Annotated in this window: 15 protein-coding genes; 2 read left to right on the forward strand and 13 right to left on the reverse strand. The window is 47.9% G+C overall.

The window, feature by feature from the left end; genetic code table 11:
• Positions 1 to 2 precede the first annotated feature (2 nt).
• A complete protein-coding gene (locus tag HPY27_RS20000; RefSeq protein WP_173622549.1) occupies positions 3 to 1,097 on the reverse strand; it encodes a M24 family metallopeptidase in 1,095 nt (364 codons plus the stop codon).
• Between the two features lie 118 nt (positions 1,098 to 1,215).
• Here HPY27_RS20000 and HPY27_RS20005 point away from each other — a divergent pair, with 118 nt between their 5' ends.
• Positions 1,216 to 1,992, forward strand: coding sequence for an alpha/beta fold hydrolase (locus HPY27_RS20005; RefSeq protein ID WP_371814345.1), 777 nt, complete (start codon positions 1,216 to 1,218; stop codon positions 1,990 to 1,992).
• A gap of 58 nt (positions 1,993 to 2,050) precedes the next feature.
• On the opposite strand, the gene HPY27_RS20010 is transcribed toward HPY27_RS20005, so the two are convergent.
• The 8 genes from HPY27_RS20010 to gpr all read right to left on the reverse strand — a co-directional run bounded on the left by HPY27_RS20010 (position 2,051) and on the right by gpr (position 10,866).
• Positions 2,051 to 2,956, reverse strand: a complete 906-nt coding sequence (locus tag HPY27_RS20010; RefSeq protein ID WP_017247689.1) for an ABC transporter permease — start codon at positions 2,954 to 2,956, stop codon at positions 2,051 to 2,053.
• 16 nt (positions 2,957 to 2,972) lie between these two features.
• Positions 2,973 to 3,983 (reverse strand): ABC transporter permease, encoded by a 1,011-nt coding sequence (locus HPY27_RS20015; RefSeq protein WP_017247688.1) that lies wholly within the window; start codon positions 3,981 to 3,983, stop codon positions 2,973 to 2,975.
• Between the two features lie 92 nt (positions 3,984 to 4,075).
• Positions 4,076 to 5,731 (reverse strand): ABC transporter substrate-binding protein, encoded by a 1,656-nt coding sequence (locus tag HPY27_RS20020; RefSeq protein WP_174225796.1) that lies wholly within the window; start codon positions 5,729 to 5,731, stop codon positions 4,076 to 4,078.
• Positions 5,732 to 5,860: 129 nt separating this feature from the next.
• The gene (locus tag HPY27_RS20025; RefSeq protein ID WP_069850335.1) at positions 5,861 to 6,832 is read right to left on the reverse strand and encodes an ABC transporter ATP-binding protein; all 972 of its coding nucleotides are present in this window, start codon (positions 6,830 to 6,832) and stop codon (positions 5,861 to 5,863) included.
• Between the two features lie 18 nt (positions 6,833 to 6,850).
• Complete coding sequence (locus tag HPY27_RS20030) at positions 6,851 to 7,819, reverse strand: ABC transporter ATP-binding protein (protein WP_174225797.1); 969 nt, start codon at positions 7,817 to 7,819, stop codon at positions 6,851 to 6,853.
• Between the two features lie 313 nt (positions 7,820 to 8,132).
• Complete coding sequence (locus tag HPY27_RS20035; RefSeq protein WP_007727739.1) at positions 8,133 to 8,441, reverse strand: YqxA family protein; 309 nt, start codon at positions 8,439 to 8,441, stop codon at positions 8,133 to 8,135.
• A gap of 5 nt (positions 8,442 to 8,446) precedes the next feature.
• Positions 8,447 to 9,625, reverse strand: a complete 1,179-nt coding sequence (spoIIP, locus tag HPY27_RS20040) for a stage II sporulation protein P (protein ID WP_017247684.1) — start codon at positions 9,623 to 9,625, stop codon at positions 8,447 to 8,449.
• A 140-nt stretch (positions 9,626 to 9,765) separates the two neighbouring features.
• Entirely contained in the window at positions 9,766 to 10,866 is a 1,101-nt protein-coding gene (gpr, locus tag HPY27_RS20045; RefSeq protein WP_174225798.1) for a GPR endopeptidase, read from the reverse strand.
• A gap of 177 nt (positions 10,867 to 11,043) precedes the next feature.
• Between gpr and rpsT the strand changes: the two genes are divergently transcribed.
• Positions 11,044 to 11,319, forward strand: coding sequence for a 30S ribosomal protein S20 (rpsT, locus tag HPY27_RS20050; protein WP_005833151.1), 276 nt, complete (start codon positions 11,044 to 11,046; stop codon positions 11,317 to 11,319).
• Between the two features lie 64 nt (positions 11,320 to 11,383).
• Here the strand turns inward: rpsT and holA are convergent, their stop codons facing one another.
• The 4 genes from holA to HPY27_RS20070 form a co-directional block, all read right to left on the reverse strand.
• Positions 11,384 to 12,421, reverse strand: coding sequence for a DNA polymerase III subunit delta (holA, locus tag HPY27_RS20055; RefSeq protein WP_017247682.1), 1,038 nt, complete (start codon positions 12,419 to 12,421; stop codon positions 11,384 to 11,386).
• Between the two features lie 241 nt (positions 12,422 to 12,662).
• Positions 12,663 to 13,526: a hypothetical protein gene (locus HPY27_RS20060; RefSeq protein ID WP_173622504.1), complete on the reverse strand. Its 864-nt coding sequence runs from the start codon at positions 13,524 to 13,526 to the stop codon at positions 12,663 to 12,665.
• Positions 13,526 to 14,071 (reverse strand): RNA polymerase sigma factor, encoded by a 546-nt coding sequence (locus HPY27_RS20065; RefSeq protein WP_012685711.1) that lies wholly within the window; start codon positions 14,069 to 14,071, stop codon positions 13,526 to 13,528. The genes HPY27_RS20060 and HPY27_RS20065 overlap by 1 nt, the downstream gene beginning before the upstream one ends.
• A 53-nt stretch (positions 14,072 to 14,124) precedes the next feature.
• The gene (locus tag HPY27_RS20070; protein WP_174225877.1) at positions 14,125 to 16,527 is read right to left on the reverse strand and encodes a DNA internalization-related competence protein ComEC/Rec2; all 2,403 of its coding nucleotides are present in this window, start codon (positions 16,525 to 16,527) and stop codon (positions 14,125 to 14,127) included.
• Between the last annotated feature and the right edge of the window lie 43 nt (positions 16,528 to 16,570).

Here is a 16,570-nt window from a genome sequence, read left to right on the forward strand (position 1 = left end):
ATTCATTCATTGATAGTAGTCAGTTTTTTCGGGAACTGCGTGAGAATTTCAACGCCCGTTTCCGTAACCAATACATCGTCTTCAATCCGCACTCCGCCTACACCTGGCAGATAGATGCCTGGCTCGATCGTAAAGACCATCCCTGGACGAAGCACTTCTTGGTTCTGGCTGTGAACAGATGGATATTCATGTACATCCATCCCAAGTCCATGCCCAAGACGGTGCATGAAGTATTCTCCGTAGCCTTTTGCGGTGATGACATCGCGAGCGGTTTTATCCAAATGCGCAAAAGTCACACCCGGACGAATCTCAGCAATGGCCGCTTCGTTGGCAGCCAATACTGTCTCGTAAATTTCTTGAAGCTGAGCACTGATCTCGCCTACAGCAAAGGTACGGGTAATATCGGATACATATCCGTTGGCTGCTACCCCGATATCAAACAAAAGCAAGTCGCCTTCTTGCACCTGGCGCGTTCCTGGTTTCCCGTGTGGCAGTGCCGACTTCTCCCCTGCCAATACCATGGATGTAAAGGACGGACCTTCGGCACCCAAGCGCTTCATCTGGAATTCCAGCTCAGCTACGATTTCTGTCTCGGTCATGCCTGTCTTGACTTTTTTCAGGGTCTCCCGCAAGGACTCCTCGACCAACTGAACAGCGTGCTTCAAACGCTCCACTTCATCCGCCGATTTGATCAAACGCATTTCACGCAGTGGCTCTTCCACATCCACATAGCTCGACGCCAGAACAACTTGTCCAAGTGCTTCATAGCGCTCGACAGTCATATGACTTTTTTCAATACCGAGCTTCGTCAAGTTCGCTGGCAACACTTGCTTGAGGATTTCATAGGGGTTTTGGATATCCGTATGTGTATGGATATCTTGAACGAACGAAGCCTCTGCGGCTGCCTCACGATCAAGAGCAGGTACAATCAAAGAAGGTTTTCCCTCAGCAGGAATAACGAGACCCATAAAACGTTCATGCGGGTCTGTAAAAAATCCGGTCAAATAGTAAACGTGCTTAGGGGAGGTAATCAACACCGCGTTCAGCTCTTGCTCTGTCAAAAACGTGTGGAGCTTCGAAATGCGCTCTTGAAACAACTTCTTCACCCTGCTTTCACCAATTATTCTATTGCGAGAATACCACTTCCCCATCAAAAAAAGAAGAGTTCAAATGAAAAATCTACTTCATATCGGACAACCTAAGGGTGGGGTGAAAATGAAAATGGAACAAATACTCGTCCATCAGGATGGCAAGCAGTTTGCTTTTCACATATCGGGAAAAGGCCAGCCGTTATTGTGTATCCATGCGCCATGCATCGGCTCTATCAATTTTGTTTATCAGCAAACACTCGCAGATACATATCAGATCATTGTCCCTGATTTGCCCGGACATGGCGACAGTTCACCGATGGAGAAGCCCTTTTCCATTGGGGAGCTGGCAGAACAGCTCCATAAGCTTGTCCAGTCACTCGGCATTGAACGTCCCTTTATTTTGGGGTACTCCCAAGGTGTTTCCATCGCCCTTGAATATTGTCTTCGCTATTCGGATGCTGTAAAAGGCGCCATACTCGTGAGCGGCTTTTCCGAAGTGAATGACCTGTATTTACATGGACGATTTTGGATGGCACAGGCAATGTCGATGCTTCACGGAGTCCCTCTTCTTGCCCGTTCGATTGCTTCCTCACATGTCGCTGACCCAGAAATGCGTGAAAAATGGACGGTACAGGCCTCCAAAACAGATCCCACTAGCCTGAAATACCTTTACGCTGCCGGACATCGTTATCATTGTACGGAGCGTCTGGGCAACATCCAGCTTCCGATTTTACTTGCCTATGGCAAACAAGATCAACGGATGCACCATTATGCGCAGATGCTTACCATGAAATTGCCAAAAGCAAAACTCGAGATGATCCCTAACGTGAAGCATCAAGTCATCACGAAAGCTGCTCCTGCTTTCAATCAGTTGTGCCGCACCTTCATGGAAGAAGCATAAAAAAAGAAAAGACAGAAGGACGGGTACCTCCAGCCCCTTCTGTCTTTTTGCGTTTTGACTAGCTCTTCATACGCGGGTCGAGTGCATCGCGCAAGCCGTCCCCGATTAAGTTAAAGCCGAGAACTGTCAGCATGATAGAGAGCCCCGGAAAAATAACAGTCCATGGTGCTTTCTGAATGTACTGACGTGAATCAGCGAGCATTTTTCCCCATTCTGGTTCTGGCGCTTGTGCTCCCAGTCCGAGAAAGCCAAGTGCAGCTGCTTCGATAATCGCTGTTGCGATCCCCATCGTCCCGGTCACAATGATTGGTGCGAGGCTGTTCGGCAAAATATGCTGCATGATAATCCGGGAATTTTTCATCCCAATTGCCCGTGCGGCCATAACGAATTCTTCTTCCTTCAAGCTCAATACGCGGGCGCGTACTAACCGTCCAAATGTCGGAATGTTAATAATCGCAATCGCAATCAAGGCGTTTTGCAAGGAAGGACCCAAGATGGCAACAACAGCGATTGCCAACAGAATACTAGGAAAGGCAAGCATAATATCAAAGATACGCGAAATAATCGTATCGATCCATCTGCCATAGTATCCTGCCAAAAGACCGAGCAAGGTCCCTGCGAGAACGGAGCCAATGACAGAGAACGTCCCTACCCACAAAGAGATTTGTGCCCCATAAATCACGCGACTAAATACATCGCGACCATTGTAATCTGTTCCAAACCAATGCTCTTCGGAAGGTGGCTTGTTTTTCATCACGAGCTTGCCTTCATCGTACGGATACGGAGCAATCCATGGAGCTAAAACCGCCACAACAATGAAAAACAAAATAATCCCGAAGCCCACCAACGCGAGCTTGTTTTTTCGTAGCGTTCTCCATGCATCCTTCCAAGGAGAGACGACTTCTTCTTGCTTCACTTTTAAAGGTACTACATGTGCTTGTGGTTGTAATTGTGGTTGTGCCATGTCTCTTCGTCCCTCCTTAGCGATATTTGATGCGTGGATCGATATAGGCGTACAGAAGGTCGACCAAGAGGTTGATCAGGACGAAAATCGTCGCGATCACAAGGATACCGGATTGGATAACCGGATAGTCACGGTTTCCAATGGCGGTCACAATATAACGACCGACACCTGGCCATCCGAAGATCGTTTCTGTCAAAACAGCTCCACCCAACAGCAACCCTGTTTGTAAACCAATTACCGTCAAGACAGGGATCATCGCATTCTTCAGTGCATGCTTGTACACCACCCAAAACTGTGCTAGCCCTTTTGCACGAGCGGTTCTGACATAGTCGGCACGCATGACTTCCAACATGCTCGATCGAGTAATACGCGCAATGATCGCCATCGGGATCGTACCTAACGCGATTCCTGGCAGGATCAAATGCTTGATGACTTCCCACAGCTGATCCCAACTTCCAGCGATCATCGTATCCAGTATATAAAAGTGCGTAATGGCCTCTACGGGATTACGCGAATCGTCGCGACCAACTGATGGCAGCCATTTCAGTTCTTGGGCAAACACCCACTGCTCCATCAAACCTAGCCAAAAAATTGGCATGGATACACCAACCAAGGCGATCAACATCGCACAGTAGTCAAACCAGGAGTTTTGCTTCCACGCAGAAAGAATTCCTGCATTTACACCGATAAACACAGCAATCAGCATACTCACAATCGTAAGTTCAGTCGTCGCCGCCAAATAAGGCAAGATTTCATCTGAAATCGGCGCATTCGTTTGTAACGATTCCCCAAGATTTCCGCTCAAAATATCTTTCATATAATCGAAATACTGTATGTACCACGGATTATTCAATCCCAATGCCTCTCGTATGTCTGCAATCGCTTGTGGTGTTGCCTTTTCTCCCAAAATCGTCAAAGCCGGATCACCAGGGATGGCACGAATAATGGAAAAAACGATGATTGACATGCCCACTAAGACAGGAATGAGCATTAAAATTCTTCGAATGCTGTAAGCTAGCAATGCCATCTCCTCGCCTTCCTGCATAAAATAATCGCCAAGTAATGAAAGAAGGGTAAGAAGAGGTATGCACTCCTCTTACCCTTTTACGATGAACCAGCTTACTTGAAATCTACTTTTTCCAAACTTTCAGACCCTTTTGGATGCGGGCTGTAGTCTATGATATTCGCTTTTCCAGCCAATGCTGGTGTAGAGTGTGCCAGCGGAACCATTGGCACGTCCTTGAAGATGATCTCTTGTACTTGTTTGTACAGTTTATCGCGCTCCGCCTGGTCTGGAGTGGACTGTGCTTTCATCATCAATTGATGTGCTTCTTCGTTTGCCCAGCGTGTATAGTTGTTGCTGCCGATGTTGTTTTTGTCGAGCAACACAGCCAGGAAGTTGTCAGGGTCGCCATTGTCACCTGTCCAACCAAGCATGAACATTTCTTGCTCACCCAAGCGAGTTTTTTCCAAATACGTTGCCCATTCCATCGTCACGATCTCAGCATCAACCCCGATTTTCTTCAGGTCTTGCTGGATTGCCTCTGCAATCTTCACACCTTCAGGCATGTATGGACGCGGTACTGGCATTGCCCAGAACTTGATTTTGAAACCGTTTGGATGTCCTGCTTCTGCAAGCAATTGTTTTGCTTTATCGAGGTTGAACTCACGATCTTTAATATCGTTGTTATGTCCCCACATGGTCTTTGGCATTGGGTTGACTGCTGGTTCTCCAACGCCATCGAAGAAGGCCGTTACGATTTCAGGCTTGTTAATTGCATAAGCAATTGCTTCACGAACTTTTGGATTGTCGAGTGGCTTCTTCTCTACGTTAAAGCCAATGTAACCAATGTTATTAGTAGGACGGAGGAATAGTTGCAGGTCTTTGTTGTCTTTTACTGCTGGGATATCATCTGTGTTTAGACCATCCATCAAATCGATCTCACCTGATGCCAAAGCAGTCAGACGCGCCGTATTTTCTGGAATGACCTTGAATACCAATTTATCCAATTTCGGGAACCCTTTGTTCCAGTAATCAGGGTTTTTCTCGAGAGTGATGGTGTCGTTACGTTTCCACTCAACGAATTTGAATGGTCCTGTACCAATTGGGTGCTCATTGAACTTTTTAACATCTTTTTTCAATGCTTCAGGCGAACCGATTGCAAAAGGAGACATAGCCAGGTTAGCAAGGAATGGAGCGAGTGGACGAGTCAGTGTGAATTTTACAGTCGTTGGATCTACTGCTTCCACGGATTTGATTACGTGATTCGCATCGCCTTTGTAGCCACCAAACTGGCTAATGTAATACTCGAAGCCCTCTGGCGAATGCTGTGGATGGCTCTTGTCGCTCCAGCGCTCAAAGTTGTATTTGACCGCCTCTGCATTGAAATCAGTACCGTCGTGGAACTTCACGCCAGATTTCAGTGTCAGCGTATAAACAAGACCATCAGGAGATACTTCCCACTTGTCAGCCAACGATGGAGCGAGCTCTGTTGAGCCGTCAGCAAAACCGATCAAAGTATCCATGATGTTCTCTGTTACTTTGAAGGTCTCACCATCTGTTTGTCCGATTGGGTCAAGCCCCTTTGTGTCTGCACCGCGACCGACGATTAATTGCTTCGGTCCAGTTTTTGCAGGCTCAGTTGCAGGTGCCGGAGTTTCTGTCTTTGGTTGTTCTGCCGGCGCTTGTGTCGTTGGAGTGCTAGCGCATCCAGCAATCAGCATGACCAGCGCCACTAGGCTGGTCATGGTTGCGGAGAGAACTCTCTTCTTCATGAAAACATCCCCCTTTTTCTAAATAATGTTCGCATGTTCCTTTTTGGTAGATGGTCGATACAATACCTATTGCTTTGCATCCCCCCTTTACAAGACTTCCTATTCGGCAGACAGACTCCCTTTTGTCGATTAGGACTTGTATAAGTGACAAGCAACAAAGTGTCCGTCGCCTGCGTCCATAAATTCTGGTCGCACAGTACGGCACTCCTCTGTTACATGGGGACACCTCGTATGGAATGTACAGCCACTTGGAGGTTTTGCAGGGCTCGGCACATCTCCCTGGAGGATGACTCTTTCTCGTACAGCATCAGGGTCTGGCGATGGTACCGCCGACAGCAATGCTTTCGTATAGGGATGAAGCGGATTGGAATACAATTGGCTGCTCGTCGTCAGCTCGACAATTCTGCCAAGGTACATCACGCCTACCCGATCACTGATGTGACGCACTACACTCAAATCATGGGCAATGAACAAGTATGTAAGGCCGAATTCGCGTTGCAAATCCTGCATGAGATTGAGCACCTGCGACTGAATGGACACGTCCAGTGCAGACACGGGCTCATCCGCAACGATCAATTTGGGCTTGAGCATCAGCGCTCTCGCAATACCGATCCGCTGCCTCTGTCCTCCGCTGAATTGATGCGGATAACGGCTCGCATGATAGCTGCTCAGACCAACGATCTCCAGCATTTCCTGCACGCGCTTTTTTCGCTCTGCCGAAGAACCCAAACCATGTACAATCAAGGGCTCTTCCAAAATTTTCTCAATATTATGTCTAGGGTTGAGTGAAGCAAACGGGTCCTGAAAGACAATTTGCATGTCACGTCTCATCTTTCTCATCGCATCTGTGGAAAGCGACATGACATTGGTCCCGTCAAAAGTGATTTCACCGGAGGTCGGTTCAATCAGTCGCAGCAAGGAACGTCCCGTCGTGGACTTTCCACAGCCACTCTCACCTACCAGCCCCAAAGTTTCTCCACTCTTAACGGTAAACGATACATCGTCTACCGCCTTTACTACACCTACTTCCCCTCCAAGAACACCGCCTGTGATTGGGTAGTATTTTTTCAAGTTTTTTACGATCAGAAGATCTTCTGCCACCTGCATGCTCCTCTCGGGTTATTCGGTCAGCCAGCAGCGGGAAAGGTGATTGTCCCCTACCACTTTTAATTCTGGCATCTCACTGCGGCATCGGTCTGATACTTTATCGCATCTAGGTGCAAAACGGCATCCGACAGTAAGCGAACCCGGAATCGGGACGTTGCCTGGAATCGAATAGAGACGCTCCTGTGATCCTTCTAGCTTCGGCAACGAATTCAACAAGCCGATCGTATAAGGATGCTTCGGATTTTTTAAGATCGTACGAACGTCGCCTTGTTCAATCACGTTTCCTGCGTACATCACCACGACGCGGTGACACATTTCCGCAACGACCCCAAGATCGTGGGTAATGAGGAGAATGGCTGTGTCTGCTTCCCGGTTGAGTTGGCGCATCAGGTCCAAAATCTGCGCTTGAATCGTCACGTCGAGAGCGGTAGTAGGCTCGTCTGCAATCAAAAGCTCAGGATTGCAAGCCATTGCCATCGCAATCATGACACGCTGCCGCATGCCCCCGGAAAGCTGGTGCGGGTATTCATCGACGATGGCTTCTGCTCGAGGAATTCCGACTTTTTTCAACATCTCAATGGCACGTGCTCTTGCGCCCTTTTTGCTCGCCTTCGTATGTAATCGGACTGATTCTCCTATCTGGTCTCCAATCGTAAACACCGGATTTAACGACGTCATCGGCTCCTGAAAGATCATCGCAATTTCATTTCCGCGGATGTCTCTCATTCGCTTTTCGTCGACAGATACGAGGTCCTCCCCCTTGAATTTAATCGAGCCTCCCACGATTCTCCCTGGGGGATTGGGTACTAGCTTCATAACGGAAAGGGAGGTAACGCTCTTTCCGCAGCCGGATTCGCCTACGATACCGACTACTTCTCCTTTTTGTACCGTGATCGTCACGCCATCAACGGCAGGGATTTGGCCGCGGTCCGTGAAAAAGTGCGTTTGCAGGTTTTCGATTTGTAGGACAGGATGTGACACGTGGCTCACCTCTCTCACCGATATATACTTCCAAAATAGACCTATCAGTAGACATTATGCCATTTATTCAATTTTTTCGCAACACAATAAATTCAAACTATTATCTCTTTACTGATTAAAAAGAATATTTCACTTGCGTTTTAAAATTATGTAAAAGAATTTCATGATAGCCCTTTCATTGTTGATGTAGCCTCACTTGCACTGTTTTAGCAGATCGAATGAAGCATCTGTGGTCGCATGCAAAAGACCCGCCTGTACGGGTCTTTTGTCACTGGGGCTTTCTGCACCCCTTCTTTTTGCGCATAAACCATTTTCACGGTTCAAAAAAACTCCCTACCCAATCGACAAAACTCTGCGCCCCACTTTTAATGCTTCCACCCAAAGTCAAACCGATCCGACTGACGTAGTTGACCATTTCCTTCGGGTTGGCGGTCTGAACCTGCTTGCCCATTACCGCGATCTCCACTTGCCCTTGATCCACTTTTTTGATGGAAAAGGTTTGAGCCTGCCCCTCAGGCACTCCACTTACCTTGGATATTCCACGCTCAGCCGTTTGCAATCCCAAAACTACCCCGACCAGCAAGATGATTAACAGTCCAGTCAGCTTCATCGTCACGTTCATGCCCGTCACCTCTTTGCAGGCTCGTCAGAAACTGTTTTGCCTACTTTTTCAGCTTGCTGATAATAGGCTGCGAAAACATCAGCCAATGCTTCTGCCGTATTCATGCTTTCCTGCACGCTGTTTTCCGTACCACCTATTTCTATTAACAGACTTCCCGGGGAGAGGGACTGATTATACTCGCCATGATCCGTTTTTGCGCCTTTTTCCATCACGCCACGCGAAAGCTCTGGGTACATTTTTTCCATCAACTCATGAAGCTCCGTTGCAAACGCCTCATTTTTCTCGTAGCTTTTGTTTCTTTTCCCGATGACGAACAATACTCTTCCATACGTTTTTCCTTTGATCGTGACCGTTGTACGCTCTCGTGGCGCTGTGTCTCGATGCAGATCGAAAAAGTAGTACAGCTCCTTGTTTTTCACCGTTGCTGATTTGACTACTTGCAAAGATTCCGCGTAGGAGAAGGAGTAGTGCATTTTTTTGTTCAACAGCTGCTGATAGATGTCGTCGGTGCTCACGTCCGAACCAATTCCTCTGTCATTCAACGCTTCTGATAAATACTTGCTGATTAACGATATATTTCTCGTAGGATGATCGACGGAGGTTCCCACTGGCTTCGTCTCACTGAACCACGATTCCCGATTGTGCGAGTTGTAGACGTAAACGATTTTTTTGCCGTTCGTGATGGAATTGGGCACAGGAACTGGCTTCGTTTCGCCTGACTTCGTGGTATCCTCCGGCTTTGGCTCTACGATCGGAACTACTTGCGATTGATCCTCTACCTGTCTCGGATGAGCGGGGTACTCCAAATAAAAATCTGCGAGAGAAGCTCCTTTTCCCTGCACGACAAACCTGGCATCCTCTGTCGTTACCATCCCAGGGAGCTCCCTGCCTAGTAAGCTACGCAAGTCTCCTGGCTGTATATTGGTTGCCAAGCGAAAGAGAAAACCCGTTACGCTATTCGTGCGATCATCAGCCTGTGCTTGCACCGTTTCGGACAAAACCGGAATTTCCTGCCCCATCCACCCCAAAATCGCCAGACTGGAAATATGAGAAGCGGCCTGTTGAATGGCGGAGGAAGAAATTGCGATTCGGTTCCCGCCGAGCGAAAGCACTCCTGTCATGACAAACAGGAAGGCGGTTATAAATGAAAGAACAACGAATTGGCGTTGAATGAGGGTCGCCATCTGTCTCACTCCTCTAGCTGTAGCATGTTTGCACGTCGGGAGAACTTCCCCTCGTGCTTGTCTATGCTTTAGCTTATGAGGCTCATAGAGACGATAGAACCCTTTTCTAGCTTTTCTCTCTCACTCTAGCTTTTTACGACTTAGTGGGTATACGAGCCGCTATTTTCTTCATTCACTGCACTGTGCAAGGCGCGATTCAGACCTGTTGCGATCACATTCGCCACGCCTTCAATAAAATCGTCCACTTCTTTTGGGGTGACGACCAGATCCTGTCCCAGCGGTCGGAGGACCTCATGAATCAGTTGTCGTTTCTCTTCTTCCGGCAGTGAACCTACCAAACCCATGAATGTCTTACGTGATTCCATGTCGGGCAAGTCCTCTTCCGTATACGGTTCCTTACGCTCTGGCAGCGTGCTCATTGCCAGTTTGTTAAACGCCCGCTTGCTCTCCACCATCGATTGTCCAAAATGCCCCATCAAGTACGTAATTGCATCATTTACAATCGTGGAGGCAAAAACGACCGTAGGGACTCCTATCGCAATCACAGGTACACCAAGCGTAGTCTGATCAATCGCTTTGCGCTTGTTTCCGACCCCTGAACCGGGATGAATCCCAGTATCCGATATTTGAATCGTCGTGTTGACCCGGTGCAGAGCGCGGGACGCAAGAGCATCGATACAGATGACAAAATCGGGTTTGCTTTTTTCCACGACACCAAAAATAATCTCACTCGTTTCTATACCCGTAATCCCAAGGACACCCGGTGATAGCGCACTGACTTCCCGATACCCTTCTCCAACGGTTTCAGGCGCCAGCGTGTACAGATGACGTGTAATCAACAAATTTTCCACAACCATCGGCCCCAGCGCATCCGGGGTCACATTCCAGTTGCCGAGACCAACCACGAGAGCCTTTTTGTCCTCAGTGATTCCCAGTTGTTTGAGAAACATGGCAAATTCGACGGAGAATCGCTTGGTCACCTGCTCTTCGATCGAGGTATCATTATCCCGCAGCTTTGGCACTTCAATCGTAAGGTAATGCCCCGGAAGCTTGCCGATTTCCTTCCCCGCTCCCTCTGTTTCCACATGTAATCTCGTTACTTTCACATTGGGCTCGCTGTCATCAGCTTGCAGCCAAACGCCCTCAATATCGCTCTGGTTTTGTTGCTGGGCAAGCTCGTGGGCCTCCACTGCAAGATCCGTACGAATGGAATAACCAGACAAATCAATGTTATGTGCCATGTTCATCAGCTCCTTTGATCCGAAGTGAATAAAGTACTGACCATTTTGTTCCTGCTACTAGCTTGCTTGAATCCTTCATTTTTATTCCGAATCCTTTCTTGCAAATGGGTTCGCCCCATGCTAGAATTACTTTGTTGTATGACTGTATGTCTATGGTCGTCTAAGGAGGTGACACACATGCCAAATATTAAATCCGCGATTAAACGCACCAAAACAATCGAAAAGCGTCGCGCACACCGTGCTTCTCAAAAGTCTGATCTGCGTACTTCCATCAAGAGCTTTGAGAAAGCTGTCGCTGCTTCCGATGTAGCATTGGCGAAATCTACTCTTCTGGTGGCTGTGAAAAAGCTGGACAAGGCCGCTTCGAAAGGTCTCATTCATAAAAACGCAGCAAACCGTCAAAAGTCTCGTTTGATGAAAAAGCTTAACGTTCTGAGCGCTCCTGTAGCGTAAGAGACCAAGCGCAAAAAAACCCCGTGAACATCTTGTTCTAGGGGTTTTTTTACTGTAATAAACGTCATGACCGTTTTGTTCGTTCGTCATGTGCACGTGCAATGAATAATTCGAGGGCGAGACGTTTGTCTACCTGCCCTGACTTCATCCGAAAATCTTCTTCCGCCAGAATGCCCAGTAGTTTTTTCAACGACTCCTCAGAAAAATGACGTGCTTGCTCCATTGCTTTTTTCACCGCGTAAGGATGCATCTTAATCATACCTGCCATCTGTTGCTGCGAATAACCACGCGGCGCCAATTGCTTGACATGCAACAGCATGCGGAACTGCCTCGCCAAGAGAGCCAGCAGCTTAATCGGCTCCTCTCCTGTTTTCATGCAGTCGTACATCATCCTGAGTGCCTTGTCCAATCTCCCCGAAGCGACCTGCTCAATTAGCGCAAATACATCCTGCTCCAGCGTACGTGCTCCAAGCAGCTCGATGACGTCGTCCGTGATGCTTTCACCCACCCCGACAAACAGAGCCATCTTTTCGATTTCCTTGTCCAGAAGACGCAACTCGGCTCCTACTCGCTCCACAAGCCTCATGGCTTGCTGACGATCGATTTTCGCCTGGTATTTACCCGCATGCCGCTCTACCCAGCCGTACAAATCTCCGTCTTTTAACAACGGAAAGGGGATCACTTTCGCTTTTTGCTGCAGCGTCTTGACCAGCTTTTTTCGTTCATCGAGCTTGTCAGCTTCCGTATGTAAAATAAGTGTGGTGTAGGGAGGCGGATTTTGCAAATAATCGAGCAAAGCATCCGGGTCGCTTTCTACCTTAGTCGAAGGCTTACTTCCTGTTAAAAAGTAGGCTTGTCTGGCAATCACCAATCGATGCTCGCCCATAAACGGCAAGGTTTCCGCATCCTGTAGAATTTCACTCAATCCTATTTCAGTACAATCATACACACTCATATTCAAATCCGTAAATTCTGGATCAATCATTTCTTTACGAGCCAACGCCAAAAAATCTTCGGCCAGAAAAGACTCCGGCCCGTATAAGACGTAGATCGGCGAGAATTGTTTTTGCCGTATTTCGCGAATAGCCGATAGGAGTGGCATACGTTTTCTCCCCTTTCCTTCTTCTTACCTGCGTTATTATAGCACATGTTGCTCAGAACAAAGCGAAAAAAAACCGCCACCAGTGAATCGGTAGCGGTTTTTTCATCCGTTGGCACCTCTATGTAAACGTTTAGGGAAAAGCCCCGGGATTCCTCCTCCCCAAACGGTAAGCAGGGGGTGCTTGATAATGTACTATACGCAAAATCCTCGCAAGCGGTGCCGGTCCATACGTGGAAAAAAGTTAGTCATTATCATCTTTATCTTTTTTCTTCTCTTTATTTTTTCCCTTGTTTTTCTCCTCTTGCTTGTCCCCACCGTCGTCCTTATCGTCATTAGCAGGTTCTTTGTCTTCTCTGTCCTGATTCTCCTCCAGTCCGATCGGCCATACCGGTGGCTTATCATCTGTTATTACTGGCGTTGGAGGTACAGGCTTCTTTTGTGGTGGTGGCGGCGTTTTCGTTTTCTTCGGTGGCGATGTTTGCTTTTTCTCGGTCTTTGCCGGTGGCCTTTTACTCTTCGTCTGAGTAGTTGCTCCACTTGACTTTTTTGCCTTGTCCGTTTCCTCTTTTGAATTCGATGGTATTGGATTATTGCTTGGAGGAGTCGGATCATCTGGCCCAGGGGTTTTGGGTTGTTCCACGACCGCTGGCGTCATGTCCGTTCCGTTCTGGAACGAATCGACTTCTTGCTTCTTACCATCACCGCCCGAAAACAGCATGCCAACCAATAAGCTAGCAGCGACAGCCGTACTACCAAGACTGGCCATCCACACTTTCATCCGCTTCCACTTTTTTGATTCCGGCAGCGAAGACGACTCACGCTTAACTTCCAGAGTGGGCAGGATTTCCTCGTTCATCGTAGATGTCACCGCAGCAGGCTTTGCAGCGGCTGATTCCAGCTTGGGCAGGATAGAATCTACGATGCTGAACGGAGGTACGACAGGGGGCAGATGTTCCAATTGTTGTGACACATCTTTCAAACGGTTGTACATAAGCTGCAGATCAACATCTTTCTGAATCAAACGATGGAGCAATTGCTGCTCTGACTCCACCAGATCTCGATCCAGATCCCGCTGCATGAGTTCAAAAATCTCTTCGTTGGTCATCAACCGATCCCCCCTTTCTGGTAGTCGTACAACAGCTCCTGTAACTGTTGCCTAGCCCGAAATAAATACGACTTTACCGTGTTAAGCGGCAAATCTAGTGCCTCCGCTATTTCTTGATAGGACAAATCCTCTAGATAGCGGAGTACTACAACCATCCGGTATTGCTTTGGCAATCTTCCGATGGCTTCCTGGATGTCATTCGACAGCCCGGTGAGAAGGATTTCTTCTTCTACGTTGTTACGATCAGGAATGATCAACTCGTGCTCGTCAATTGAGACCGTTTCCTTCTTCGCGCGAAATTTATCCATACAGACGTTGCTGACAATGCGTTGTACCCAGGTTGAGAACTTTGCTTTTTCCTGATAGGTGTCCAACTTTCGATAAATACGAATGAGGACTTCCTGGGAGGCATCTAGCGCGTCTTGTTCGTTCCCTAGAATGTAATAAGCGCTTCGGTAAACGGAGGTCTCAATAGATCGAAGCAGTTCGACTAGCGCGTCATGATCCCCGGATTGCGCCATCCTGATCAACTCTGCTTCATGCATATTCTCTTCTCCCCCCTACAGACGGTTCGCTCATTGAAAAAGTTGCAAACAGTTTATGTATCCAATATTTGGGTCTGCCAATATAATCCCGTAGGTGTAATAACCAGCGTAATCGCTCCATGAGCATCAGTCCTGTACACGGCGGAACCCGATTTTTTTAAGCGATGCAGTACTTCGGACGATGGATGCCCGTACCGATTTTTCACCCCGGCAGAGATTACAGCAACTTTTGGTGCTGTGACTGCAAGGAGCTCTTCGGTGCTCGAGGTATTGCTTCCATGGTGGGCTACTTTCAAAACATCCACAGAAGTCAAACCGTTTTGAACAAGCTGGCTTTCCCCATCCTTTTCAATGTCACCCGTAAACAATACAGTCTTGTTATAAGCAGTCAGCTGGAGTACTACGGATGCATCATTTCCTGAGAAGGTCGATTCCCCCGGGTGCAGCCACTTCCACTCGATTCCCGGCCCATCTGACCAAGATTGACCCGGGAGCCCAGTTACAATCGGAACCCCTTCTTGTTGAAAAAGCTGGACAATCTCGCCCTCCAATTTGGAAGGTGCTGTCCCATTCACCAATACCTCTCCAAAAGAAAAATGAGGAATAAGCGACTTTACTCCCCCGATGTGATCCAGGTCACCATGCGTCATGACGACGCGGTCGATTTTCTCGATTCCTCTGGCCATCAGAAACGGCAGAACGACGTCTTTCCCCACCTCAAATGGGTCACGCTTTTCCATCCATGGTTCAGCAGCTGGGAACCGCATTGTCCCACCTGCATCCATTAAGTATACCTTCTGATCACCAATTTCGACAACGATGGAATCCCCTTGTCCGACATCAAGGAAGGTAATTCGCACTTCTTCGACTCCTGAAAACGGCTGTCTAGCTGCTACAATAAACATGAGAAATATAACGAAAGTAAGCATTATATCACGCTTTCGATGATAGCCCAACTTCCATGAAATGGGCAGAACACCCAAAAAGCAGGTATACAAAACAAGCCACCACCACGAAGGATGCGGCCAATATGTGAAAGGGAGCCTCATTTTTTCGATAGCAAACAGCGGGAGATGAATCCATTTCAGCATAGCCGTTGATACCCAAACAGGGATCACGGCCAAAAACGGATGGACGAAATCGAGGACAACCGCGATATACCCGAACGGTAGTGCTATAGCCGAGAGAATCGGTGTCACTACCAAATTGACCAGCCAAGACACTGGTGAAAACAAATGAAAATGATAGATGAGAAACGGGAAAGAAACGAGCTGGGCTGACAAAGTAACCGACACAAGTGTACGAATCCAGACGGGTACCCGCACAAACACACGCAAGCTGTATGGCACAAAAATAATCAGACCAAGTGTCACCGCAAAGGAAAGCTGAAAACCGACATGCCACAGCTGATACGGATTCAACACCAGCATCAGAATGAGTGCACCTGCCCAGACGTCCTTGCCGTCCAACCTCTTTCCAAATACTTGACAGAGAAGACCCACACTCCCCATCAGTCCAGATCGGATCGCGGACGCGCTGGCTCCCACCAGAAGCACATATCCGATCAAAAACAAAATCGTTACGACAAATGCGAGTCTGCGTCTGATTCCAATCCGTTCCAAACACCACATAAACATGGAGCTAACCAACGTCACATGCAAACCGGAAATCGCGAGGATATGACTTAAGCCCAAATTCGAATACATCGCCGCAAGCTCAAGGTTCACCTCTTGTCCAAGACCAAGCAGCAGCGACTTCATGTAACCCGCTGTTTCTGGATCAGTAAATAATGATTCAATTCTCTTTGCACCCGAGTCCTGCCACTCTTGAAAGCTTGCCGACACGGAAAAAGCAGGTATCACATCAATCGCTTGATAGCTTGTTTCTCCTGTAACATGGACGCCTTGCCAATACAAGTAGCTGGCGTAGTCGAAGGCATGAGGATTACGCGTAGGAGCTGGTAGGGATAATCGGATCGGAGCCACGATAACACTGCCACGTCTCCACTGCTCTATTTGTGTTGCTTCCTGGAAAGAAGCAAGTTTAACACGAAGCGCGATTTTTTCGAGAGACCGATGCACGTTCTGATCAGGTTGATTTTCACCCCAGGATGTTATCGTGACAAAAAATCGTGCTACATCCCCGTCCCGTCTCACAGGTGAATCAATGACACCTTCTATCCAGATGCTCTGCTCCCTTTCTGCCAATGGTTTCACTTCAGAGCTGTGGAGAATCTCGTACCCACAAAAAAAGAGACCTGCTAGAATAATAATCAGTGAGTAGCATGCAACGAATTTGCGGTATGGTAACGGGATACATGCAACGATTGCCCATGATACGCCTGCAGCCAACAGCAGCCAAGCAGGATGTAAATAGGCGGACAAAATGAGGCCGATCATCATCGCTAGGCTTGCTATCCATATTGACACTGCAATTCCCCCGTCCTGTTCTTTCATGAACCGTTTTGTCGAACGAATCATGGTCTCCTAAGGGAGTATA

Origin of the sequence: Brevibacillus sp. HB1.1 (assembly GCF_013332445.1) — a bacterium.
GTDB lineage: Bacteria > Bacillota > Bacilli > Brevibacillales > Brevibacillaceae > Brevibacillus > Brevibacillus porteri.